The 25,348-nt window shown below is 47.8% G+C and carries 22 protein-coding genes; 13 read left to right on the top strand and 9 right to left on the bottom strand.

The window, feature by feature from the left end; genetic code table 11:
* Positions 1-200: 200 nt before the first annotated feature.
* On the top strand, positions 201-1,481 hold the full coding sequence (locus ACTHTA_RS09235; RefSeq protein WP_080974648.1) for a malic enzyme-like NAD(P)-binding protein: 1,281 nt from the start codon (positions 201-203) through the stop codon (positions 1,479-1,481).
* Between the two features lie 299 nt (positions 1,482-1,780).
* Here the strand turns inward: ACTHTA_RS09235 and ACTHTA_RS09230 are convergent, their stop codons facing one another.
* The 7 genes from ACTHTA_RS09230 to ACTHTA_RS09200 form a co-directional block, all read right to left on the bottom strand.
* Positions 1,781-3,124: an aldehyde dehydrogenase family protein gene (locus ACTHTA_RS09230; protein ID WP_308888277.1), complete on the bottom strand. Its 1,344-nt coding sequence runs from the start codon at positions 3,122-3,124 to the stop codon at positions 1,781-1,783.
* Positions 3,125-3,204: 80 nt separating this feature from the next.
* Positions 3,205-3,864: a MarC family protein gene (locus ACTHTA_RS09225; RefSeq protein ID WP_070590804.1), complete on the bottom strand. Its 660-nt coding sequence runs from the start codon at positions 3,862-3,864 to the stop codon at positions 3,205-3,207.
* Position 3,865: 1 nt separating this feature from the next.
* Positions 3,866-5,017, bottom strand: a complete 1,152-nt coding sequence (rodA, locus tag ACTHTA_RS09220; protein ID WP_308888278.1) for a rod shape-determining protein RodA — start codon at positions 5,015-5,017, stop codon at positions 3,866-3,868.
* Entirely contained in the window at positions 5,010-7,058 is a 2,049-nt protein-coding gene (gene mrdA, locus ACTHTA_RS09215) for a penicillin-binding protein 2 (RefSeq protein WP_313971401.1), read from the bottom strand. Before mrdA ends, rodA begins: the two co-directional genes overlap by 8 nt.
* A gap of 4 nt (positions 7,059-7,062) precedes the next feature.
* Positions 7,063-7,563, bottom strand: a complete 501-nt coding sequence (gene mreD, locus ACTHTA_RS09210) for a rod shape-determining protein MreD (RefSeq protein ID WP_308887932.1) — start codon at positions 7,561-7,563, stop codon at positions 7,063-7,065.
* 4 nt (positions 7,564-7,567) lie between these two features.
* Complete coding sequence (gene mreC, locus ACTHTA_RS09205; RefSeq protein ID WP_308887933.1) at positions 7,568-8,410, bottom strand: rod shape-determining protein MreC; 843 nt, start codon at positions 8,408-8,410, stop codon at positions 7,568-7,570.
* Positions 8,411-8,421: 11 nt separating this feature from the next.
* Entirely contained in the window at positions 8,422-9,462 is a 1,041-nt protein-coding gene (locus tag ACTHTA_RS09200; protein WP_308887934.1) for a rod shape-determining protein, read from the bottom strand.
* 224 nt (positions 9,463-9,686) lie between these two features.
* Here ACTHTA_RS09200 and gatC point away from each other — a divergent pair, with 224 nt between their 5' ends.
* From gatC to ACTHTA_RS09170, 6 genes are all read left to right on the top strand, one after another.
* The gene (gene gatC, locus ACTHTA_RS09195) at positions 9,687-9,977 is read left to right on the top strand and encodes an Asp-tRNA(Asn)/Glu-tRNA(Gln) amidotransferase subunit GatC (protein WP_440364414.1); all 291 of its coding nucleotides are present in this window, start codon (positions 9,687-9,689) and stop codon (positions 9,975-9,977) included.
* A 149-nt stretch (positions 9,978-10,126) separates the two neighbouring features.
* Positions 10,127-11,575 (top strand): Asp-tRNA(Asn)/Glu-tRNA(Gln) amidotransferase subunit GatA, encoded by a 1,449-nt coding sequence (gene gatA / locus ACTHTA_RS09190; RefSeq protein WP_440375761.1) that lies wholly within the window; start codon positions 10,127-10,129, stop codon positions 11,573-11,575.
* Positions 11,576-11,590: 15 nt separating this feature from the next.
* Entirely contained in the window at positions 11,591-12,466 is an 876-nt protein-coding gene (locus ACTHTA_RS09185) for a VirK/YbjX family protein (protein WP_049328603.1), read from the top strand.
* A 28-nt stretch (positions 12,467-12,494) separates the two neighbouring features.
* Entirely contained in the window at positions 12,495-13,115 is a 621-nt protein-coding gene (locus ACTHTA_RS09180; protein ID WP_440364413.1) for a trimeric intracellular cation channel family protein, read from the top strand.
* A gap of 101 nt (positions 13,116-13,216) precedes the next feature.
* Positions 13,217-14,647, top strand: coding sequence for an Asp-tRNA(Asn)/Glu-tRNA(Gln) amidotransferase subunit GatB (gene gatB, locus ACTHTA_RS09175; RefSeq protein ID WP_308887938.1), 1,431 nt, complete (start codon positions 13,217-13,219; stop codon positions 14,645-14,647).
* A gap of 79 nt (positions 14,648-14,726) precedes the next feature.
* Positions 14,727-15,731, top strand: coding sequence for an FAD-binding oxidoreductase (locus ACTHTA_RS09170; RefSeq protein ID WP_308887939.1), 1,005 nt, complete (start codon positions 14,727-14,729; stop codon positions 15,729-15,731).
* Positions 15,732-15,965: 234 nt separating this feature from the next.
* Here the strand turns inward: ACTHTA_RS09170 and ACTHTA_RS09165 are convergent, their stop codons facing one another.
* On the bottom strand, positions 15,966-18,074 hold the full coding sequence (locus ACTHTA_RS09165) for a LysM peptidoglycan-binding domain-containing protein (protein WP_308887940.1): 2,109 nt from the start codon (positions 18,072-18,074) through the stop codon (positions 15,966-15,968).
* A 156-nt stretch (positions 18,075-18,230) separates the two neighbouring features.
* On the opposite strand from ACTHTA_RS09165, the gene ACTHTA_RS09160 reads away from it, so the two are divergent.
* The 5 genes from ACTHTA_RS09160 (at position 18,231) to ACTHTA_RS09140 (ending at position 23,191) form a co-directional block, all read left to right on the top strand.
* Positions 18,231-18,890 (top strand): class I SAM-dependent methyltransferase, encoded by a 660-nt coding sequence (locus ACTHTA_RS09160; protein ID WP_137040955.1) that lies wholly within the window; start codon positions 18,231-18,233, stop codon positions 18,888-18,890.
* Between the two features lie 37 nt (positions 18,891-18,927).
* Positions 18,928-19,755 (top strand): DNA-formamidopyrimidine glycosylase, encoded by an 828-nt coding sequence (mutM, locus tag ACTHTA_RS09155; RefSeq protein ID WP_137041614.1) that lies wholly within the window; start codon positions 18,928-18,930, stop codon positions 19,753-19,755.
* 64 nt (positions 19,756-19,819) lie between these two features.
* Positions 19,820-20,605, top strand: coding sequence for a 1-acylglycerol-3-phosphate O-acyltransferase (locus tag ACTHTA_RS09150; protein WP_308887941.1), 786 nt, complete (start codon positions 19,820-19,822; stop codon positions 20,603-20,605).
* A 188-nt stretch (positions 20,606-20,793) separates the two neighbouring features.
* Complete coding sequence (locus ACTHTA_RS09145; protein WP_003685261.1) at positions 20,794-21,531, top strand: redoxin family protein; 738 nt, start codon at positions 20,794-20,796, stop codon at positions 21,529-21,531.
* A 253-nt stretch (positions 21,532-21,784) separates the two neighbouring features.
* Entirely contained in the window at positions 21,785-23,191 is a 1,407-nt protein-coding gene (locus ACTHTA_RS09140) for a dihydrolipoyl dehydrogenase (RefSeq protein WP_003685068.1), read from the top strand.
* Positions 23,192-23,264: 73 nt separating this feature from the next.
* Here the strand turns inward: ACTHTA_RS09140 and ACTHTA_RS09135 are convergent, their stop codons facing one another.
* Complete coding sequence (locus ACTHTA_RS09135) at positions 23,265-24,395, bottom strand: PilT/PilU family type 4a pilus ATPase (RefSeq protein ID WP_313971340.1); 1,131 nt, start codon at positions 24,393-24,395, stop codon at positions 23,265-23,267.
* Between the two features lie 203 nt (positions 24,396-24,598).
* Here ACTHTA_RS09135 and ACTHTA_RS09130 point away from each other — a divergent pair, with 203 nt between their 5' ends.
* A complete protein-coding gene (locus tag ACTHTA_RS09130) occupies positions 24,599-25,300 on the top strand; it encodes a 5'-methylthioadenosine/adenosylhomocysteine nucleosidase (protein WP_308887943.1) in 702 nt (233 codons plus the stop codon).
* The last annotated feature ends 48 nt before the right edge of the window (positions 25,301-25,348 follow it).

The following is a 25,348-nucleotide window of genomic DNA, read 5'->3' as shown; positions in this document are numbered from 1 at the left end:
TTAGACATAAAACCAAATAAAACGAAATATCAAAACAAATGTAATAAATATCGGTATGCGCCACCAAAAGAACATGATAAAATTACGGCCTCTTACAAAGCCGGTCTGTTAACAATCCGACTTTAGAAATTTTAAACGTCTGAAGCAGCCTGTTTCAGACTTGTTCGCTGTAAAATCTCTCTCGCAAACAGGATCGATAAATGGAAAATTCATTAAAAGAAGCCGCCCTGCAGTTCCACGAATTCCCCGTGCCGGGCAAAATCTCCGTTACCCCAACCAAATCTCTTGCCACTTCTAAAGATTTGGCGTTGGCGTACTCTCCGGGCGTAGCCGCTCCTTGTATGGAAATCCATGCCGATCCTCAAACTGCCTACAAATACACTGCCAAAGGCAATTTGGTTGCCGTGATTTCCAACGGTACCGCAGTGTTGGGTTTGGGCAACATCGGCGCATTGGCCGGTAAACCTGTAATGGAAGGCAAAGGCGTATTGTTCAAAAAATTCGCCGGCGTTGACGTATTCGATATCGAAATCGATGAAAAAGACCCGCAAAAATTGGTAGACATCATCGCTTCTTTGGAACCGACTTTCGGCGGTATCAACCTCGAAGACATCAAAGCGCCTGAGTGCTTCTACATCGAACGTGAATTGCGCAAACGTTGCAAAATCCCTGTATTCCACGACGACCAACATGGTACCGCCATCATTACCGCTGCCGCCGTATTGAACGCTTTGCGTTATACCGGCCGCAAAATTGAAGAAGCGACGTTGGTGTGTTCCGGTGCAGGTGCCGCAGCGATTGCCTGCTTGAACCAATTGCTGGATTTGGGTCTGAAACGTGAAAACGTTACCGTCTGCGACTCCAAAGGCGTGATTTATAAAACCCGCGAAGACAAAGACCGTATGGACGAGTCCAAACAATTCTACGCCATCGAAGACAACGGCCAACGCGTATTGGCTGATGCCGTTAAAGGTAAAGACATCTTCTTGGGTCTGTCCGGTGCAAACCTGCTGACCCCTGAAATGCTGAACACCATGAACGAAAAACCAATCGTGTTCGCTATGGCAAACCCAAATCCGGAAATTCTGCCTCCTTTGGCAAAAGAAACCCGTCCGGATGTGGTAATCGGTACCGGCCGCTCAGACTTCCCGAACCAAGTAAACAACGTATTGTGCTTCCCATTCATCTTCCGTGGCGCATTGGATGTCGGCGCGACCACCATCAACGAAGAAATGAAACGTGCCTGCGTGTACGCTTTGGCTGACTTGGCAATGGAAGAGGTAACTGAAGAAGTGGTTGCCGCTTACGGTAAGAAATTTGAATTCGGTGCGGAATACCTGATTCCTACACCATTCGACTCTCGCCTGTTGCCTCGCGTTGCTTCTGCTACCGCTAAAGCAGCTATGGAAAGCGGCGTGGCTACCCGTCCAATCGCTGACTTGGATGCGTACGCTGCTAAATTGGCTGCATGGGAACTGTAATTCAGTAAGTAGTGCTTGATTGAAAAGGCCGTCTGAAAGTTGTATTTCAGATGGTCTTTTTGTTTATTGGGTATTTTAGAAACGGCTTAATGCAGCAATCGGAATGAAGAATACGATAATCTGCTGATTCAACAGAGACGTGGGAATATGGATTGCTTTCTAAGATAGGTTTCTTATTTTTGAGCGGCTTTGACTTTTCAGGGTTTGTACGGGATTGAATACAATAGTTTTTTCAGCTTTTTTAAACAACATCGGCCGTCTGAAAACGGGTTTCAGACGGCCTGAGTTAATGAAACGGTTTATTTTTGCCAATAGGTTTTGACGTTGACGAACTCGTACAGCCCGAATTCTGATAGCTCGCGTCCATAGCCGGAAGCTTTGACGCCGCCAAAGGGGAGGCGCAGGTCGCTGCTGGTGTGGCGGTTGATAAAGACAGAGCCTGCTTGAATTTTTTCGGCGTATTGCCATGCGTTTGCCGTGTCGGCTGTGTAGATACAGGCGCCAAGGCCGAAAGGTGTGTCGTTGGCAAGTGCGACGGCGTGATCCGGATTGTCGGCGCGTAAGATCATGGCAACCGGGCCGAAGACTTCTTCGTGCCAAACGCGGCAGTTGGGGTTGACCTGATCCAAGACGGTAGCAGGGTAAAACCAGCTTTCTCCCTCAGGGATATAGCCGCCGCTCAAGCATTGCGCACCGTGTGCAATTGCATCTTGAACCTGCTCGTGTACAGTTTGACGCAAGTCTTGGCGGTGAAGCGGGGCAAGGGTGGTATTCGGGTCTTTGGGATTGCCGGTTTGCAGTTTGGCGCACTCGGCAAGGAAGAGCGGGATAAATTGTTCGGCAATATTCTGGGTAACAACGATGCGTTTGGCGGCATTGCAGGATTGTCCGGCATCGCGGAAGCGCGAATAGCAGGCATCGATGGCTGCGCGTTGCAGGTCGGCATCGGGCAGAATGATAAACGGATTGCTGCCGCCCAGTTCAAGGACGGTTTTTTTCAGATGTTTGCCTGCATGGGCGGCCAGCAGGCGGCCGGTATGGGTCGAACCGGTAAATGCCATGGCATCGGTATCTTCAATGGCTTTAAGCGTGTCTTCATGGCTCAACCATGCGCCGATAAGCGGTAAACCTTTTGGGACAAGGCCGAAGAGGGTTTCGCTGATGCGGGCGACACTGGGCGCAGGTTTGACCGCGCAGGCATTGCCGGCACAGAGGGCAGGGATAGCAAATCGTAAAATCTGCCAAACAGGATAGTTCCACGGCATGACCGCCAAAACAACGCCCAAAGGCTCGAAGCGGACCTGGCTGAGGCTGGCTTGGGTGGCGATGGTTTTATGGGCAAGTAGTTCGGGGGCAAGACGGACGTAGTAGCGGATAAGCTCGATGGATTTGCTGATTTCGGCACGGCATTCGTGCAGGCAGCGTCCGACTTCTTCGCAAACCATTTCGGCAAGGCGTTCTTGGTTTTGGGTGAGGCTGTCGGCAAATTGCTGTAAGAGGGCGGTGCGCTCGGTAATGCTTGATTGGGCGAAAGTTTGCTGAAGGGTTTGGAGGCAGTTTAATTCGTCGGTGAACTCGGTATAGCTTTGCGCCGGTCTGCGGTAAATGGTTTCTCCGGTGAAGACATGGGTGCTGTGAAACATAGTTGGCTCCTTTGTTTTTATGTTTTTATGAGGCCGTCTGAAAATGTTTCAGACGGCCCTTTTATTGTGATGATTGTACTTCAAGCGACCAGTTGGGGGAAAATGGATTTTAAGCCGGCAACAATAATCTCTACGGAAATGGCGGCCAGCATCATGCCCATGATGCGGTTGAGGATGGTCAGGCCGGTAGTGCCCAAGCGTTTGCTGATGCGTCCGGCCACGACCAGAATGAAATAGCAAATCAGGCTGACCAAGAAGCCGGAGATGATAATCAGGGCAATATCGCTGTAATTCTTGGCGGCAGAGGAATAAATGATGACAGTGGAGATACCGCCGGGGCCGATGGTAATCGGAATGGCAATAGGAACGACGGCAATCGCTTTTTCATTGCGGTGGACTTGTTGCGCACTTTGATGCTCTTCTGAATGGGGATCAATTTTGGGTTTGGCAGGATTGTCGTTGCCGTTCATTAAGGAAATGGCAATCAGCAAAACCAAAATACCGCCGCCGACTTGGAAGGAGCCGACGCTGATACCGAGTACTTTCAATAAGATACCGCCGCTCAGTGCAAAGACGACAATCACGATGAAAACAGCCAATGCGGCAGTACGCGCGATTCTGCGCTTTTCTTTGGTGCTGTGGTTTTGTGTCAGATCAAGATAAATTGAGAGCGCGCTGAAAGGATTAATCAGCACGAGAAATGCTACAAGCAGCTTGCCGATTTCTACACCCAGTTCCATATTATTCCTTGCTTTCAGTTAGGTCATCGTTATCCGCATTACGGCGGCGGAGGTTTTTGTGTTCATTAGCAATACCCATCAACAGGGCGAGCACCACCATGATGGAAAGTGTAGCCGTACCGCCGTAGCTGACCAAGGGGAGGGGGACGCCGACGACGGGCAAAATGCCGCTGACCATGCCCATGTTTACAAAGGCGTAGCAGAAAAAGGTCATGGTCAATGCGCCTGCCAAAGTACGACTGTAAAGGGATTGCGCTTGCGCGGCAATCCACAATCCGCGTGCCAAAATGATAAGGTAAACCAGCAGTAAAAGGATATTGCCAATCAGACCGAACTCTTCGCCGAATACCGCGAAAATAAAGTCAGTCGTTGATTCGGGAATATAGTCCAAATGGGTTTGCGTACCGTTTAGCCAGCCTTTACCCCATACGCCGCCCGAGCCGATGGCAATCATGGATTGGATGATATGGTAGCCTGCGCCTAACGGATCTTTGGTTGGGTCAAGCAGGGTGAGGACGCGGGTTTTTTGATAGTCGTGCATGCCGTAATTCCACAAAAGTGGCAGTGCGGCCACAAAGGCAATAATAGCGGAAAAAATAGCCTTCCAAGGCAATCCGGCAAAGAAGATGACAAAAATACCCGAAGCCATAATCAGCGCGGCCGTACCGAGGTCGGGCTGCTTCAAAATCAGGGCGACAGGAACAAGAATCAGCACGAGGGCGACAATATAATGTATCCATTTCAGACGGCCTTCATAGCGTTGGAAATACCACGCGACAGTCATGGGAATACCGATTTTCATGATTTCGGAGGGTTGGATACGGGTAAAGCCGAGGCTCAGCCAACGGGTCGAGCCGTTGACGGTAACGCCAGCAACTTCGACGCCAATCAACAGTAATACGCCGACAATGTAAACCGGAAGGGCGACTTTGGCAGCCGTTTGCGGCTTGAATACGGCGATAATCCATAACAGGGCAAAGCCCAAAACGGTATGGATGGTTTTGTTTTCCAATTGGCCGAACTCTTGCCCGTCTGCAGAATAGAGCAGGAACAGGCTCATGATGTAGATGGCGAGCATGGCAAAAAACAGCCAAGGGTCAATCGGGGCTGTAATGGTGGATTTGAAATTTTTCCACGCTGATGTGTTATTCATGATGAACCTCCGGCTGTGGGGCAGGGCTTGTCGGAGTCAGTCCGTAGGCAGATTGGAAAATGCTGGTAATAGGCTGATGCTTGTCCGTTGTTTCAGTTTTGGCAGAGCCTGACTCAAGGCTGTCTGAAAACTGTTGCGGCTTGACGTGAAGCATATAAAAATCAGTCATTTCACGGGCCAATGGTGCAGCATACGCACCCCAACCGCCGTTTTCCAAAATAACGGCAATGGCGATTTCAGGTTTTTCCAATGGCGCAAACGAGATAAACCATGCGTGGTCGCGGTGTTGTTCGCGCAGGGCTGCGGCGTTGTAGCGGCCGCCCTGTTTGATTTGTACGACCTGGGCCGTACCGGTTTTACCGCCCATCGTATAAGCAAGTCCGCCACCGATACGGTGCGCCGTACCGCCCGGTTTTAATACCTTTTCCATTGCGCGTTTGACGTATTCGAAGTTGTCGGCTTTGAACGGAATTTGACGCTCGGGATTGGGGTTGATGCGGGTAATTTTGCGTGCGCCGAAATCCAATACTTCTTTGACCAAATGCGGCTGATGAACGACACCGTTATTGGCCAGAGATGCTGTCGCATGTGCCATTTGCAAAGGCGTGTAGGAGTTGTAGCCTTGACCTATACTAACGGAAACCATTTCGCCGGCGCGCCATTCTTTGGCGGTCGGGTCGGAAGATTTAGCAAAGCGTTTGGCTTTCCATTCGCGGCTAGGCAAAACGCCTGTGTATTCGCTGGGCAGGTCAATGCCGGTTTTTTGGCCGAAACCGAATTGCGCCAGATACGGAGAGGCTTTATCGATACCCATCTCGTAACCCAAGCGGTAGAAGAAGGTATCTGAAGATACTTGAATGGCTTTGCTTAAGTTGGCCGAGCCGTGACCGCTGCGGACAGAGTCGCGGAAAATATGGCGGCTGCCGGGTATGCTCCATGCGCCGGGAGCGGGGACGATGGTGTTTTGAGTAATTTTGCCGCTTTCCAATAAGGCCATGCCCATAAAGGGTTTGAATGTAGAACCCGGCGGATAAAGGCCTTGGGTAACGCGGTTGATCAAAGGCTTTTTCCAATCGTCATTCAGCATTTTCCAAGTGTCGCTGTCGATGCCGTCAATAAAGAGGTTGGGATCGAAGGAAGGCTTGGAAACAAAAGCCAAAACAGTACCGTCTTGCGGATTAATGGCCACCAATGCGCCACGGCGGTCGCCTAAAATGCGGTCGGCTTCCTGTTGCATACGGATATCCATGCCCAGGCGCAAGGTTTGCCCCATTTTTGACGGGACATTTTTCAATACGCGGACAATGTTGCCGTAAGCGTCTTTTTCGACTTCCTGATAGCCTGGAACACCATGAAGCTGGTGTTCGTAATATTTCTCCAAGCCGGATTTGCCGATATGCGTACTGCCGCGGTAGAGGGCGGTCAGGCCTTCTTCTTCCAGCATTTCTTTGTCTTTGTCGCTAATACGGCCGATATAGCCTAAGAAATGGGAAGTCAGTTTGCCGTAAGGATATTCGCGGAATGTACGTGAATTGACCTCTATGCCTTTGAATTCGCGCAGATGTACGGACAAACGGGCTGCCTCTTCATCGGTCAGCCTGAGTTTGAGCGGGATATTTTCAAATTTTCGATAGCTTTCGCGGTATTTTTTGAAGCGTTTTAAATCTGTCGGTGTGATATCGACGTATTTTTTTAATGCTTCGATAACATCTTCCATCTTGCCTTCAATGCGGCTGGGAATAACTTCTAGCGAAAAGACTGGATAGTTTTTGGCCAAAGGAACGCCGTTGATATCGACGATTTCGCCGCGTACAGGCGGCGTTGGAATCAAGGTGATGCGGTTGCTCGATGCCTGACCGGAAAACTCGTTGTGTTGAGTCACTTGCAGGTAAAAGAACCGCGCCAGCAAGATGGAAAAGAAGATGACGATCAGGATAAAAGCAACGAGCAGGCGCAACAAAGCGTCGGCTTGTGCTGCCTGAGCGGAAGGTTTTTTGGTATGTTGACCACCGGAAAGACGGCGTGGAAGAATCGGTTTCATCTTTTCAGTGGGAGCGGTAAATACGGGTCACGATCAGCATCAGCTGGCTGAGTATCGGCCAAAGCAATGCGCCAACAAATGGTGCAACAAAGCCTTGCAAAGTGATGACCTGATGATTGAGGAACAAACGGGCAACAGTTAAGACGGCTTGATTGAGAAGCAGCGCAGCCAATACAGCGGCTAATTGCATAATGTGGCCGTAAAGCATGATTTGGCGGCGGCGGTTTAAGATGAAATAAGTCATCACGACGTAAGACAGGGCGTGCAAGCCCAAAGTCGCGGCGGTTGCTGCATCGACAATTAGACCGATGGCAAAAGCCAGTCCCATGCCTGCGCTTTGCGGTTGGTGTAATGTCCAATATAGCAACATCAGTGCCGTCATTTCAGGCAGCCAAAAGAATCCGTCAAAGGAAAACGGCATAAAGTCCAGTATCATCATCACAATGAGACTGGCCGCCATGATGTGCAGCGGTACTGCACGGTAAGAATCGTCAAAATCGTTCATGAAATCAGCGTGGGGAAGAAGGGGCGGAAGAAAGTACCAAGACAAAACGGTTGCTGCGTAAAGCGGCCAAAGGCGTCAGTTGTGTATCGTAATAAGGCGTTCCCGATGCACGGACAACCTTGCTGACGGTTGCAACGGGAATACCTGCCGGATAAGTACCGTCCAAACCGGAAGTCAGCAGAACATCGCCGGGTTTCAAGTCGGAGCCGGTTGGAAAATAGCGCAAATCCAAACCGTTGCCATTGCCGTATGCCAAGTTGCGTTCACCGGTGCGGCTGACGGCTATGGGGACAATGCTTTGTCCGCCTGAAATTAGCCCAATTTCTGCACTTTGTGTGTGAACTTGTGTCAACAGGCCGATCAAACCGCTTTGATCGATGACCGCGTCACCAACTTTCAAGCCGTCTTGACTGCCCTTGCCGATAATCAGTCTTTCGGAAAGCGGATCTTTGCCATTGGAAATGACTTCCGCACCGATAACGTTGTGAATGCCTTTTTGTTGCAAACCGTACAGTTTTTTCAATTCGTGCAATTCATCGGTATTGACTTTATCCCGCTGCAAATCGATTTTCAGACGGCCATTTTCTTCCAGAAGCTGGCGGTTTTGTTCCAAGAGCTCGGATTTAGACTGGGAGAGGTCGGCAAAATATTGATAAAGTTGAACAGGTTGATTGGCCAGCCATTGAACAGGGTAGAGCATAGGCATGACTGCCGCGCGTACAGGCTGCATTAATGAAAAGCGGTAATCAGCTACCATCAGACCGGCAGCCAGAGCAATATAAACGACAAAACGAGGCAACAGCTTAGGGCCTTTTGCCTCGTCAAAGCGCAAAGAAGAGCGTTCCATAACCATCTACCTTATGGGTTTTCCGTGAATACGGTATCATCCCATTTGCCGATATAGTCCAAAGCCTTACCGGCACCATAGGCAACGCAGTTCAGAGGTTGGTCGGCAATACCGACGGGCAGGCCGGTTGCGTCGGCCAAGACGGTATCGATACCGTGCAGAAGCGCACCGCCGCCGGTCAACATAATACCGCGGTCGGCGATGTCTCCGGCCAATTCGGGCGGAGCCTGTTCTAAAGCCAGACGGACGGCACGGATGATTTGATTTACCGTTTCACTCAATGCTTCACGGATTTCAGTTGAAGTAACAGCCAAGGATTTAGGCGTACCTTCGGCCAGATTGCGGCCTTTAATGCGCATGGCTGTTTCGGTTTCAAAGCCCGAGGCCGAGCCGATTTGTTTCTTCAATTCTTCGGCCGTAGCTTCGCCAATCAAGACACCGCGATGGCGGCGAAGGTAATGGATGATGCTTTTATCGAATTCATCGCCGGCTGCGCGGACAGAAGCAGAATAGGACATGCCACCCAGCGAAAGAATACCGATTTCAGTCGTACCGCCGCCAATATCGACAATCATCGAGCCTGCCGCATCTTCAATTGGCAAGCCTGCGCCCAAAGCGGCGGCCATCGGTTCTTCAATCAAATGCACACTTGCCGCGCCGGCAGCAAACGCAGAATCCAAAATTGCTTTACGTTCCACTTGGGTAGAGCCGCCCGGAACACAGATAACCACACGAGGCGGAACCAAAGACCGTCCTTCGGTGGCTTTTTTAATCAACATACCCAGCATACGCTCGGTAATCACAAAATCGGCAATCACACCGTCCCTCATCGGGCGGACAATTTCGATATTGCGCGGCGCGCGGCCCTGCATTTTTTTAGCTTCCGTGCCCACTGCCATAATTTTACTTTTATTGCCTGCGCCGGATTGAATCGCAACCATGGACGGCTCATCCAAAACAATCCCTTTGCCGCGTACAAAAATCAGCGTGTTGGCCGTGCCCAAGTCGATGGCAATATCATTGGAGAGGAAACGAGATAAAAGACGAAACATAGGATACCTGAAATTCCGGCCCAGCCCGGATGTGTTAAGCAGTATTTAAAATAAGAAAAACAGGTACACGGTTTTAGACGGATAAATGCGCCCTTAAAAGGCCGTCTGAATTAAAACACCATGCCAACCTGTTTGGTTTTCGGTTATAATTCTTCGCTTCATAGAAGACGAAATGCAATGATACCCCAAACCCAAGGTGCATTGCTATCAGACAAGGATTTTTTATGGCTTTAAGCTTAAATGATGTGGAAAAAATCGCAAAACTCTCGCGCCTCACTTTAACGGATGAAGAAAAAAACAAAACGCTTGCCGAGTTGAACGACATTTTCGCCATGGTTGAAAACATGCAAAGCGTCAATACTGACGGCATCGAACCCATGGCGCATCCGCACGAAGCCGCTTTGCGCCTGCGCGAAGATAAAGTGACTGAAACCGATCACGCCGCAGAATATCAGGCTGTTGCTCCTGAAGTGCGCAACCGCCTGTATATCGTTCCTCAAGTGATTGATGAATAAGGTTTCAGGCGGCCTTTGCTTATCGGCAAGCCCCATTGCAAGGCCGTCTGAAAGGATATTCTGTTCAGACGGCCCGATTTATTGATTTAAACGGATGTTTTCAATATCTGTTTTGAAAGCAAAAACTGTTTTATAGAAAGTACGGCACAATGACCGCTTACACGCTCAAACAAGCCAGCAGCCTGCTGCAATCCAAACAAATTTCCGCAGTCGAATTAGCGACCGAATATTTGGCCGCTATTACAGCGAAAAATCCTGCCATCAATGGCTATGTAACCATCGATCAAGATAAGACCCTTGCTGAAGCCAAAGCAGCCGATGCGCGTATCGCGGCCGGTAATGCAACGGCTTTGACCGGTGTGCCGGTTGCTTACAAAGATATTTTCTGCCAAACAGGTTGGCGCAGTGCATGCAGTTCCAAAATGTTGGATAACTTTGTCTCTCCTTATACTGCCACTGTGGTGCAAAACCTGTTGGATGCCGGCATGGTCACTCTTGGCCGTACCAATATGGACGAATTTGCCATGGGTTCGACCAATGAGACTTCGTTCTACGGCGCAACCAAAAACCCATGGAACCTTGAACATGTTCCCGGCGGTTCCTCAGGTGGTTCAGCTGCCGTGATTGCAGCGCGTTTGGCACCGGCTGCGTTGGGTTCGGATACCGGCGGTTCTATCCGTCAGCCTGCGTCACATTGCGGTATTACCGGCATCAAGCCGACTTACGGTACGGTTTCACGCTTCGGTATGGTTGCCTATGCTTCCAGCTTTGACCAAGCCGGCCCTATGGCGCAAACGGCCGAAGACTGTGCGATTTTGTTGAACGCCATGGCCAGCTTTGACGAGCGCGATTCCACCAGTTTGGAGCGCGACAAAGAAGACTACACCCGTGATTTGGACAAGCCGCTTAAAGGTTTGAAAATCGGTTTGCCTAAAGAATATTTCGGCGAAGGCGCGGATACCGATGTTCAGACGGCCTTGCAAAGCGTTATCGATTTGCTTAAAGCTCAAGGCGCAGAGACTGTTGAAGTTTCTCTGCCGCAAACATCATTGTCGATTCCCGCTTATTACGTTCTCGCCTCTGCGGAAGCAAGTACTAACTTGTCCCGTTTTGACGGCGTACGTTATGGCCATCGTGCAGCGCAATTCGGTGATTTGGAAGAAATGTACAGCAACACCCGTGCCGAAGGTTTCGGCAGCGAGGTCAAACGCCGTATCATGATCGGTACTTATGTATTGAGCCATGGTTACTACGATGCGTATTACCTGAAAGCGCAAAAACTGCGCCGTCTGGTTGCCAATGATTTTCAGACGGCCTTTGGTCAATGTGATTTCATTTTGGCGCCGACTGCGCCGACTGCCGCGCCGAAACTCGGCAGCGACATCCACGACCCTGTGCAAATGTACTTGTCCGATATTTACACCATCGCCGTGAACCTTGCCGGTTTGCCTGCACTGACTCTGCCTGCCGGTTTCAGCGCAAACGGCCTGCCGATTGGTGTGCAATTTATCGGCAACTATTTCTCCGAAGCCAAAATTTTGGGTGCCGCACATCAAGTTCAACTGAATAGCGATTGGCACACTAAAGCGCCGGAATAAGGGTAGGGAGCCTATATGCCTGAAAAGTTTTCTTTTCCGGGATTTAAAACTGTTTATCAGAATGCGCCAAAGTTTAAAACGCAACATTTAAAATTTACATTGCGAACATTGTGGTATCGTAAAGAAATTAAGGCATTTGAGCAGTTTGTAAATGCTTCGGAAATATGCCAAAGTTTTTTTAGTCAAATGCCCCAAGATGCCTATCCTTTGATACATGAGTTTGTTGATAAGAAACTTAGTGGTCAAGATAGGTTAAAAATTATGCAGTCAGATTTTGAGGCTGCAGAAAAGCTGTTTGGAAAAGAAAGAGTAATGGGTATGAAAACCCGTTCCTTTCATATTGTTTTGGCAAAACCTTCAGACGGCCTTGAGATTTGGCTTAACCGAAATGACAATTGTGTCGATGAGGGAATGTGGTCTCTTTCTTTACGAGAAAGCAATGGAAGACGTCTGTATATGACAACATTCGCCTTTGTAAATAATATGCTGCTTGCAGCCTCCCTTCAGGGACCAGCAGGAGAAGAGGCGAAAGATACCGTACGGGATTTAACTAAGAAGCTACATGGATTGCGTCCTCAGCAATTGATGGTGCATGCATTGCAATATTTTGCTATTGCATTAAAGCTGGATGGTGTGATTGGTATCACACAAGATAGGCAAGTTAAGCTACGTTGGCGCTTGAAGAAACGTGTCAAAATGAACTATGACCAATTTTGGCAGGAGCATGGTGCTCAAAAGGGTGTTGATGGATTATGGCATCTTCCAAAAGAGCCGGTACGTAAAAATTTTGAGGAAATTGAAAGCAAAAAACGGTCTATGTATCGTAAGCGTTATCAGATGCTAGATGAAATAGAAGAGCAGATAAGAAATGGTTTAGCGCCTATAAAATAAACTATCATCTGATGAATTAAACATATATATGAATACAACCGACTTCATTCAAATCATTGGGACAGCCGCGTTTGCCATTTCCGGCTATTTGGTCGGCTACAACAAGCGGTTGGATGTACTCGGTGTCGTCATTACTGCGTTACTGACGGCTGTTGGTGGCGGCATGATACGCGATGGTTTGGTCGGCCGGATTCCGCAAGTGTTTTTGAAAACCGATGCGTTGATTGTTGTGTTTGCCACGCTTGCCATTGCATGGTTGATAAGGGTGCAACGCTATCGCAGCACCTATTTGGCCGCTGCTTTTATTATTGCCGATGCCATCGGTTTGGCAGCTTTCAGCATTACCGGCGCACAAATCGGTATGGCCTTGCAGCTCAATTTGTTTGGCGTTATTTCTTTGGCTTTTGTGACTGCCGTTGGCGGCGGTATTGCGCGCGATATTTTGGTCAATGATGTGCCGATGATTTTGCGCACCGACCTTTACGGCAGCGTAGCCATTTTGATTGGCGGGCTGATTTATCTGTTCGGGCATTTGGGCTGGATTAATATTTTTACGTTAAACCTGCTCTTTGCCGACGGATTGTTGTTTCGCCTGACTGCATACCGTTTCCATTGGCAACTTCCCGGGTTTCAACGCCGCAGGAAATAAACTTATCTTACAGACGGCCTCTTATGGATTTCTTATTCAGGCCGTCTGAAAAACGAATCACTCATTTAACCGATTAACTTTTTTTCGACAGAAAGACCCTTATGACTTGGGAAACCGTAATCGGACTGGAAATCCACGTCCAACTCAACACCCAATCCAAAATCTTCAGCGGCGCATCCACTGCATTCGGTGCCGAGCCTAATGCCCACGCCAGCGTGGTTGAGTGTGCGTTGCCGGGCATATTGCCGGTAATGAACCGCGAAGTCGTCGAAAAAGCCATCAAACTCGGTTTGGCTTTGGATGCGAAAATCAATCAGAAAAACGTGTTCGACCGTAAAAACTATTTTTATCCTGATTTGCCAAAAGGCTATCAAATCAGCCAGTTGGATTTGCCGATTGTTGAACACGGCAAACTGGAAATCGTAGTAGGCGATGAAGTTAAAACCATCAATGTTACCCGTGCGCACATGGAAGAAGATGCGGGTAAATCCGTACATGAAGGTTTGAACGGTGCTACTGGTATTGACTTGAACCGTGCCGGTACGCCTTTGTTGGAAGTTGTCTCCGAGCCGGAAATGCGTTCCGCAGCCGAAGCCGTAGCATACGCTAAAGCATTGCATGGTTTGGTAACTTGGTTGGATATTTGCGACGGCAATATGGCGGAAGGCTCGTTCCGCGTCGATGCCAACGTTTCTGTACGTCCAAAAGGTCAGGCTGAGTTCGGTACACGCCGTGAAATCAAAAACCTCAACTCTTTCCGCTTCTTGGAACAAGCCATCAATTATGAAGTGGAAGCGCAAATCGAAATCTTGGAAGACGGCGGTAAAGTACAGCAGGCAACCATGCTGTTTGACCCTGAAAAAGGCGAAACCCGTGTGATGCGTTTGAAAGAAGATGCGCACGATTACCGCTATTTCCCGGATCCGGATTTGCTGCCGGTTATTATTTCAGACGGCCAATTGCAAAAAGCCAAAGAGCAAATGCCTGAGTTGCCGCATGAAATGGCGGCGCGTTTTGTCGCCGATTACGGCGTATCTGACTATGATGCACGTCTGTTGACTGCCAGTCGCGCTCAAGCTGCCTACTTTGAAGAAGCAGCCAAAGCCTGTGGCCAAGGTAAATTGACTGCAAACTGGATGAACGGCGAGCTTGCCGCTACCTTGAATAAAGAAGGTTTGGAACTGGCTGAAAGCCCGATTACAGCTTCACGTCTTGCCGAGTTGGTTGCTAAAGTTGCGGATGGAACATTAAGCAGCAAATTGGCGAAAAAAGCTTTTGAAGCAATGTGGGCCGAGCCTGAAGCAGGTATTGCCGAAATCATCGAGAAACATGGTTTGCAACAAATTACTGACACTGGTGCAATTGAAGCGATGGTGGACGAAGTGTTGGCAAACAATGCGAAAGCCATTGAACAATTCCGTTCCGGCAATGAAAAAGCCTTGAATGCGATTGTCGGCCAAGTGATGAAAGCAAGTAAAGGCAAGGCTAATCCGGCTCAAGTTCAAGAGCTGATTAAAGCCAAATTAGCTTGATAGATAGGACAGGCCGTCTGAAAACAGGTTTATTTTCAGATGGCCTTTATTTTTGATTTTAAAACTATTCTAAAATACCATGACACATACTATTACCTTATCAGATCAAATCACATTTACGGCAAACGAGGATGAAACCGTTCTTGCTGCCGCGACCCGTCAGAATTTAAATTTTCCCCATTCTTGTAAAAATGGCGCTTGCGGACAATGTAAGGCCGAGTTGATGAGTGGCGAATTTGAAATGGGCGATCATATTGATAAAGCCATTAGCGCAGAAGAAAAAGCGCAGGGCAAAGTGTTATTGTGTTGCACTACTGCGAAGAGCGATCTGAAAATCAATGTGCCGGGGTTTAATCCGAATGCTTTGCCGGTGCGCACTTTACCTGTACGTATTGAAACGATTGAAATCAAACATGATGTTGCTTTGTTAAGGTTGGCTTTACCTAAAGTGCCGTCATTTGCATTTTATGCCGGACAATATATTGATTTGCTGCTTCCCGGCAATATCAGCCGCAGCTATTCAATCGCCAATTCGCCTGACCAAGAAGGTGTTTTGGAGCTGCATATCCGTAAACGTGAAAATGGCGTATGTTCGGAAATGATTTTTGGTGCCGAGCCTAAAATCAAAGAAAAAGGCATTGTCCGCGTTAAAGGCCCATTGGGTACGTTTACTTTGCAACAGGACAGCAATAAACCGATTGTTTTGTTGGCAACGGGTACAGGTTATGCCCCTATCCGCAGCATTTTGCTTGATTTGATTTATCAGAATAGCGAACGTCCGGTTCATTTCTACTGGGGGGCACGTCAGAAGGAGGATTTGTACGCATTGGAAGAAGCAGAAGCATTAATAGGCCGTCTGAAAAATGCGAAATTCTCGCCTGTCCTTTCTAAGCCTGATTCCAATTGGAAAGGGGAGAATGGGTACGTGCAAAACGTTGCCGCACAAAATTATCCTGATTTAAGCCAATATGAAGTTTATGCTTGCGGGTCACCAGCCATGACGGAGAGTGCGCAAAGTTTGCTGACTCAAAAATGTGCTGTACCGGAAGATGCCTTCTTCTGTGATGCTTTTTCACCGGCATAATCATGTTTATACAGAACTTATATGTTTGAATGTAGGTGTTAAGAGTAAAATTTGATGGCAATCTGTTTGAGAAAGAGTGTGTTTTTACACACTCTTTTTTCTATGTGGTAGTTATTGCATAGATGTTTATGGCTTGAAGAGATAGCTATTTTGTTTTTAAAAATTGAATTTATTATTTATCATAAAGAAAAAGCCGTCTGAATGTTTCAGACGGCCTTTGTTTTAAAGCAAGTATTAGCTACCGATCAGTTTCAAACGTTGACCAGGGGTCACAGTACGGGTATTGCGGTTCCAACGGCGGATATCATTAACATCAACATTGAAACGGCTGGCAATGGTGTTCAAAGTATCGCCTTTGCGTACAGTGTAGGAAACGTTTTGAATCGGGTTGCTGCGGACTTTTGCCGGAGCAGCTGTGACACGGAGGATTTGGCCTTTTTTGATATTGTTGCCTTTGATGTTGTTGGCAATAATCAAATCAGCTACGCTCAAGTTGTAACGTTTGGAGATATTAAACAGCGTATCGCCATCTGCCACGCGGTGTGTGCCTGCTTCAAGTGCTGCAGTTTGTGTGTTTTGTTGACCGTTTACACGGGCAAGACGCGCATTGATACGGCGTTGTTGTTTAGCGGTATTGGCTGCGATACGTGCGGCACGAGCACTTTCGGCAGTGACAACAGTTTGAACTTGTTTGGCTTCAGGAGTTGCTTCAGCGACAGTCGCTGCAGGTTCCTCCGCAGGTCGGCTTTGTACCAAAGCCATCAGGTCATCATGCTCTTCTTGAACCGGCGCAGCAGCAACAGATTCAACTGCTAGAGCAGGGGCTACATCGTTTGCGGCAACAGTCGGTGCAGTCAAGTCAGCAGGGATAGCTGCTTTGGGTGCTTCTGCAACATTTGTAGCAGCAGGATCAGAAGTAGTATGGGGCATGGCTACAACAGGGGCGGCTACATCCGCATTTGCAACTTGAGGCTGCGCCTTGGTTTCTGTTACCGCTACGGAAGTAACGTTTTCAGCTTTGCTGCGTGCAATAAAGTCAACCGGTTTGCTGGACTGTGGAACAACAGGAGAAACAATATTGGTCACGGTATTTTGAGCGACTTTAACTGGTTCTGCTACGTTAGAAGCAATAATCGGAGACATGGCCGGCATATTGGATTGGTAAGTATCCGGCGTATTGTCTTTGTCGATAAAGTTAATGATATCTTGACTTTGTGTAGCTGAGTTTTTAGCCACCAAAATGCTGCGGCCTTCAGAAATGGCACTGCCGCTCAGGCCATTGAGGCGTTTAAGTTCGGCTACGCTCATGCCGGTATCGTTAGCAATGGCATTAAGTTTTTTGTTGCCCAAAGAGGTATAAATATCCCAAGACATCAGGGTATCTGGATTGGCATTGCGGTAGTTTTTCTCAAATGCAGAAACCGCAGAAACTGGCAACAACAGACGACGGTTGTTTTTAGGGATAAATACTGGGGCATTGAAACCTGGGTTGAGTGCCAACAGTTCGCTTTCGCTGATGTTTGCAAAGCGAGCGATTGTGCTGTTATCAATAGGTTTGTCGATGCTGACAGATTTGAAATACGGTTGATTGCTGATTTCGCTGATATTCATGCCGAAAGTTTGCGGGTTGGCAACGATGTTGCGGACGGCCAAAAGTTTTGGAACGTAGTTGCGTGTTTCATTCGGCATACGTAGGTTTTCGTATGTCGGCTCCAAACCTTGCGCACGGGCACGGTTTACGGCGCGGCCGACGTTACCTTCGCCCCAGTTGTAAGCGGCAAGGGCCAAAGACCAGTCGCCGAACATACCGTGCAAGTATTGTAGGTAGTTCAATGCGGCATCGGTAGCGGCGTAAACGTCGTGGCGGCCGTCATACAAAGGCGTTTTTTCCAAGCCGAAGTGGCGGCCGGTAGCCGGCATAAATTGCCACAGGCCGGATGCGCCGACGTGTGATTTGGCTTTGGTCACGAATGCGCTTTCAATGAAAGGCAGCAAAGCGATTTCAGCAGGCATATTGCGTTTTTTAACTTCATTGGCAATATGGTACATATAAGGTTTGCTGCGGGAGATGGTGCGGTCGAAATATGCACTGTTTGCAGCAAATTTGTTTTCATGGCGGCGAACCAGTTCTGTGTTGACTTCGTTGATGCGGAAGTCTTTACGCAATGATGCCCACAAGCTGCCAGAGCCGAAGGTTTGTGCTTTGGCTTGGTCGAGCAGGGCGGAGTTGAGGCGCATCATGGCCATGCCGACTTGGTTGGGCGTGGCGTTTTGCGCGTAGGCTGTGGCGGAAACTGCCGACAGGCTTGAAACGGTCAGAGCGATGGTTTTTAGTTTTGCCATAGTAAATAGAGTTATCAAATATATAATAAAATTTCGTCTTTTCGATGGTATCGTTTCAGCATTCAAACGTCAAGTCGAGCAGGGAATTTGCTTGTATGATGTGGCCGTGGTGTTAAAATTCTGTCACACAAGCCAGAATGCATAGGGGAGTCTTTAATGGAAGTTTTTTTTATGCAAACGCCAATGGGACAATATCTTGCTCAAAAAGAGGCGGATTTTTTCAGACGGCATTTGCAATATTTGAATGGCCAAGTGGCAGTTCAATTAGGCGGTATATGGCAGAGGCCGTCTGAAAATATGATTGTGGTGCCGCGCGATGTGCGGATGGATGCTGAAATGTTGGCATTTGAAACGCATTCTGTGGATGTATTATTGATGCCCCATCTTTTGGAAATTTCATCTGCCGATTTGGTGTTGCAAGAGGCATTTAGGATATTAAAACCCGAGGGCAGGTTGATTTTGACGGGATTTAACCCTAAATCTTTGTGGGGATTGAGCTCGTGGTTTGATGGCAAAAGATTGCCTATGAAATCTCAATGCTTGGCGCTGGCTGAGTTGAAACGAAAAATTGCCGCTATTGGTTTTGAAATGGAATATGGGCAGTTTATGGATTATCTGCCTGCTGTGAATTCGCCATCTGCTTTGCGGTTTTGGCGGTTTATGGAAAAGGCGGGGGATAGGTGGTGGCCTCAATGTGCGGCGGTTTATGGTGTGGTTTTAACGAGACATTTAATTGGTGTCCATCCTTTGCCTGAATTGGAATCTGCATTCGATGGCAATACGGTTGCTTTAAGTACGGCGCGTTTGACCGAATAGTTTTCAGACGGCCTATATATGGATTTGGAGAATAATGATGCCTGAATTACCTGAAGTGGAGACGACTTTACGCGGAATCGCGCCGCATATTGATGGCAAGAAGATAGAAAAAGTCATTATTCGCCAGTCTAAATTGAGATGGCCTATCCATCCAAACTTGGCGCAAATTTTGGCCGGGCGCAAAATTTTGGCATGCAACCGTCGTGCGAAGTATTTGATTATTACTTTTGAAACAGGTATTTTACTTATTCATTTAGGTATGTCCGGCAGTTTGCGGATTTTTACCGCCGATGATGAGCGTATCGCCACACCAGATAAACACGATCATTTGGATTTTGTATTTGATGACGGTACCGTATTGCGTTATCACGATCCGCGTAAATTTGGTGCGGTATTGTGGTATGAGGGTATTGCCGAGCATCATCCGCTGTTGGAAAAACTGGGGCCGGAGCCGCTCTCGGACGATTTTGATGCAAATTACCTGTATCAGAAATTGAAAAACCAAAAGCGAGCAGTTAAATTAGCGCTGATGGATAATGCGGTGGTGGTTGGCGTTGGCAATATTTATGCGAATGAAAGTCTGTTTAAGGCAGGTATTTCGCCATTGCGTCCGGCGAATAAGCTGACCAAAAAAGAATGCGCATTATTGGTGGAAACCGTTAAAGCGGTTCTGCAAAGGGCGATTGAAACCGGCGGCAGTACGCTGCGAGACTTCGTTAATAGCGATGGAAAAAGCGGCTACTTTCAGCAGGAGTATACGGTCTATGGCCGCCACAATGAGCCTTGTGTCCAATGTGGCGGGCTGATTTTTAAAGAAACTTTGGGGCAGCGTGGAACATTTTATTGTCCAAATTGCCAGAAATAGTTTCAGACGGCCTTAAATGTCAGAGGCCGTCTGAAAATAATGAACACAATACAGAAGAAATTTTATGTCTAAACAAAAAGCTCCTTTTTTTAAACGACTGGGCAGACTTTGCCGTTTGGCAGCTTGGTTATTCAGAACCGGTCGGGATTTGCGTGCCATCGATGGCAACAATGCAGAGGAACGCAATCACGCTGTGGTTGTTTTGGGAAAAGGTGCGTTGGATGCTTTGGATATCGAATTGGAAATCGGCGTACCGCCGCAAGGAAATGTGAGCGGTACTTTGGTGGTGGCCAATCATGTGTCTTGGTTGGATATTTTTGCCATGAGTGCCGTTTATCCGAGCAGTTTTATTGCGAAACAGGAAATTAGCGGCTGGCCGGTTTTGGGGAAAATGGGTAAAAATGCCGGCACGGTGTTTATTAAGCGCAATTCCCGCCGTGATATCGAGCCGATTAATCAGGCGATTTGTGCGGCATTGAAAGCAGGGCAAAATGTCAGTTTCTTTCCCGAGGCACGCACTTCTTCTGGCTTGGGTATTTTGCCGTTTAAAGCAGCCCTGTTTCAATCGGCTATTGATGCGAAAGCGCCGATTCAGGCAGTAACTTTGCGATATTATGATGGCGAAGGACAACGGACGGATCTGCCATCCTATGCGGAGGTAAACCTGTTTCAGTCTTTATGGCGTATTGTTTCTATGAAGAAAATCCGTATCCGTTTGGATTTCTCGCCTCAATACAAACCGACAGACATGTCGGATAAAGACCGCTATGTTTTGAAGGATATTGCGGAAACAGCCATCGGTGAAATTGTGGCTTCGGATTCTCCCGTTCAGCCCTTACCTAAAAAATAATTTCAGTCAGGTACTTGTTTTATTTCAGACGGCCTCCATTTAAAGAAACAGCTGTTTTCGGTTTAATTGAATTGATAGTTTGATGTAATTAATATTATTTGAACTATAAATTATACAAATCGATAGGCCTGCATTAAAATGCAAGCATTGATTCATTTCTCAAACCCGAATTTTTAAGGAGCTTAAAAATGGCTTTGCAAGATCGTACCGGTCAAAAAGTACCTTCCGTAGTATTCCGCACTCGCGTTGGCGACACTTGGAAAGATGTTTCTACTGATGATTTGTTCAAAGGCAAAAAAGTAGTCGTGTTCTCTCTGCCTGGCGCATTTACTCCAACTTGCTCTTCTTCTCATCTGCCACGCTACAACGAATTGTTTGGCGCGTTCAAAGAAAACGGTGTTGACGCAATCTACTGCGTATCTGTAAACGACACTTTCGTAATGAACGCTTGGGCTGCTGAAGAAGAAGCTGACAACATCTACATGATTCCTGATGGCAACGGTGAATTCACTGAAGGCATGGGCATGTTGGTTGGCAAAGAAGACTTGGGCTTCGGTAAACGCTCTTGGCGTTACTCCATGCTGGTTAACGACGGCGTGGTTGAAAAAATGTTTATCGAACCTGAAGAACCAGGCGATCCTTTCAAAGTGTCTGACGCTGACACTATGTTGAAATTTATTGCTCCCGAGTGGAAAGCTCAAGAGTCTGTTGCCATCTTCACCAAACCTGGCTGCCAATTCTGTGCTAAAGCTAAAAAAGCTCTGCAAGACAAAGGTTTGTCTTACGAAGAAATCGTATTGGGCAAAGATGCAACTGTTACTTCCGTACGCGCTATTACCGGCAAGATGACTGCTCCTCAAGTATTCATCGGCGGCAAATACATCGGCGGCAGCGAAGACTTGGAAGCTTACTTGGCTAAAAACTAATTGCCTGTATGCTTAAGACGGCTTGAAAAGGCCGTCTGAAAGACCCAAATATAGAGTTATTCAAACGACGTTTGCAAATCGGCGTTCTGAATAACTCTATATTTACAAGTAGAATTTGAGATTATTGTTTTAAATCGATATTTAGGTATTGGCTATTAATTTTTAGATTTTGATAGTTTATGAAGTTTAGGCCGTCTGAAAACGGATAACCTGATGGCAATATCGGTTTGGATATAGACAGTAAGGATAAAATATGAAAAAGATTCAAGCAGATGTGGTAGTACTGGGTGGCGGTACAGCCGGTATGGGCGCATTTCGCAATGCCCGACTTCATACAGACAATGTTTACCTGATTGAAAACAATGTATTCGGAACAACTTGTGCACGTGTCGGCTGCATGCCGTCCAAATTGCTGATTGCGGCTGCGGAAGCGCGCCATCATGCTCTGCATACCGATCCGTTTGGCGTACATTTGGATAAAGACAGCGTAACGGTAAACGGCGAAGAAGTCATGCACCGCGTGAAGTCCGAACGCGACCGTTTTGTCGGTTTTGTAGTCAGCGATGTAGAAGAGTGGCCTGCCGACAAGCGTATTATGGGTACGGCAAAATTTGTTGATGAACACACCGTCCAAATTGATGACCACACTCAAATTACTGCAAAAAGTTTTGTGATTGCCACCGGTTCGCGCCCTGTGATTTTCCCACAGTGGGAAGTTTTAGGCGATCGCTTGATTGTGAACGATGATGTTTTTTCTTGGGATACCTTGCCTAAGAGTGTGGCCGTGTTCGGCCCTGGCGTAATCGGCTTAGAGTTGGGTCAGGCTTTGCACCGTTTGGGCGTAAAAGTTGAGATTTTTGGCGTAGCCGGTGCGATTGGCGGTATTTCCGATCCTGTTGTCGCTGAAGAAGCCAAAACCGTTTTTGGTGAAGAGTTGACTTTGCATTTGGATGCCAAAACCGAAGTCAAATTGGATGCAGAAGGTAATGTTGAAGTTCATTGGGAACAAGATGGCGAAAAAGGTGTGTTCCATGCCGAATATGCTTTGGCTGCCGCCGGTCGCCGTCCGAACGTGGACAATATCGGTTTGGAAAACCTGAATATCGAAAAAGATGCGCGTGGCGTGCCTGTTGCCGATCCGTTGACCATGCAAACCAGCATTCCGCATATCTTTATCGCAGGCGATGCGTCCAATCAATTGCCTCTGCTGCATGAAGCTTCCGACCAAGGCAAAATTGCCGGCCACAATGCCGCTATTTTCCCGAATATTGAGGGCGGTTTGCGCCGTAGCGTAATCGGCGTGGTATTCACCAGTCCGCAAATTGCCACTATCGGCTTGAAATACGCGCAAGTTACGGCGAAATATCAGCCTGATGAGTTTGTCATCGGCGAGGTTTCCTTCCGAAATCAAGGCCGCAGCCGCGTTATGTTGGTCAACAAAGGCCATATGCGTTTGTATGCTGAGAAAGCGACCGGCCGTTTCATTGGTGCGGAAGTTGTCGGCCCTGCTGCCGAACATTTGGCACACTTGATGGCTTGGGCGCATCAAATGAAGATGACGATTCCGCAAATGCTGGATATGCCGTTCTACCATCCGGTTATCGAGGAAGGTCTGCGTACTGCATTGCGTGATGCCGATGCAAAACTGAAACAGGCTTGATTATTTGATGGAATAAAGGCCGTCTGAAACTCGTAGTAAGGTTTTAGACGGCCTTTTCTATGCTTTGAAGCTGTTAAATCAATTCTAAATCCGGACCGGCATTTTGCGCACGACGGCTTCGTAATTGAATGTCTAGGCGCAAGTCATGGGGGGAGTCGGCATTTTTAATAGCGTCTTTATAGCTGATATCGCCGTTTTCATACAAATCATACAAGGCTTGGTCAAAAGTGATCATGCCCATGCCGGTTGATTTTTTCATCATTTCTTTGATGTTGTGGACTTCGCCTTGTTGAATCAAGTCGGCAATAATCGGCGAATTGAGCAAAACTTCGACCGCCGCCACACGACCCCGTCCGCTTTCACGGGGAATCAGTCTTTGTGAAATAAAGGCTTGCAGGTTGAGCGACAAGTCTGTCAGCAACTGGGTACGGCGCTCTTCGGGGAAGAAGTTGATGATGCGGTCGAGCGCTTGGTTGGTATTGTTGGCATGTAGTGTCGCCATACACAAATGGCCGGTTTCCGCGAAGGAAATAGCGTAGTCCATGGTCTCGCGGTCGCGGATTTCGCCAATCAAGATAACATCCGGTGCTTGGCGCAGGGTGTTTTTCAGCGCAATCGGCCAATTTTCGGTATCTACGCCGATTTCTCGTTGGGTGATGATGCAGTTTTTGTGTTGGTGGATAAACTCAATCGGGTCTTCGATGGTGATAATGTGGTCGAAGCTGTTTTCGTTTCGATAGTCGATAAGGGAGGCGAGAGAAGTGGACTTGCCCGAACCTGTACCACCGACAAAAATAATCAGGCCGCGTTTTCTGAGGGCGATGTCTTTCAGAATAGGGGGCAGATTGAGCGTTTCAAATTTCGGGATATTGCTGGTAATGGAGCGGAACACTAAAGCTGTTGCACCGCGTTGAACCATGGCATTGACACGGAAGCGACTGGTATCGGGCAGGCTGATGGCGAAGTTGCATTCGTTGGTGGAAGAAAATTCTTCGATTTGTTTGGAAGACATAATCGAAAAAGCGATTTCCATACATTTTTCAGCACTCAACGGCTCATCACTCAGTCGCGTAATTTTGCCGTCCACTTTCATGGCCGGCGGGAAATTGGTGGTAATGAAAAGGTCGGAGCCTTTGTATGTGTTCATATGGTGTAGCCAAGCGAACAATTCTTCTTTTGCACCCGGAGTATTTTCGTCAAACATAAGAATTCAGATAGTTAATATTAAGTTATTTCATTGAGAATAATTATAACAGAAGCAACCATTATTTGCTGTTTGCCAGCTCGAGCGTCAATCTGTTTTAAATTGAGTGTCGTTCTGGGAATATAGCAGATTTTTCAGTATCCCTGTGATTTTAAATTCTGCTGTTATAATGTTGCCCGATTAGTGAATGGAAAGGTAACGAGATGTCAGTACAAACAATTGCCGTGGTCGGCGCAATGGAGCAGGAAATCGAGCTTTTGCGTGAAAGCATGGCTAATGTCAAGCATGTGTCCTTCGGTAAATTCTCGGCGTATGAAGGCGAGTTGGCAGGAAAACGCATGGTATTGGTTTTAAGCGGTATCGGTAAGGTTAATGCAGCGGTTTCGACTTCTTGGGTCATTCATCAGTTTGCACCGGATTGCATCATCAATACCGGCAGTGCAGGAGGTTTGGGCAAAGGATTGAAGGTCGGCGATGTGGTCATCGGCGAAACTGTGGCGCATCACGATGTTGACGTAACGGCTTTTGGTTATGTTTGGGGGCAAGTACCGCAACTTCCTGCTGCGTTTGCATCGGATGAAAACTTGATTCGCCAAGCAGAAAAGGCGGCGCAAGTGTTTGAAGGTGCGGCTGTAACGCAAGGCTTGATTGTTAGTGGCGACCGTTTTGTGCACGGCAGCGAAGGTGTCGCGGAAATCCGCAGCCATTTCCCTGAGGTCAAAGCAGTGGAAATGGAAGCTGCGGCGATTGCGCAGACTTGTTACCAGTTAGAAGTGCCGTTTGTGATTATTCGCGCCGTATCCGATTCGGCAGATGAGAAAGCGGACATCAGCTTTGAAGAGTTTTTGAAAACGGCGGCCGTCAGCTCGGCGAAGATGGTAACCGAGATTGTCAAATCGCTATAAAATCATGCAGAAACGTTGAATTTCCGTTAGAATACGGAACGATTCAAC

Source organism: Neisseria sp. P0013.S005, from assembly GCF_051958425.1.
GTDB lineage: Bacteria > Pseudomonadota > Gammaproteobacteria > Burkholderiales > Neisseriaceae > Neisseria > Neisseria subflava.
The sequence above is the reverse complement of the archived record's forward strand: the minus strand, read 5'-3'. Positions and strand labels throughout refer to the sequence as shown.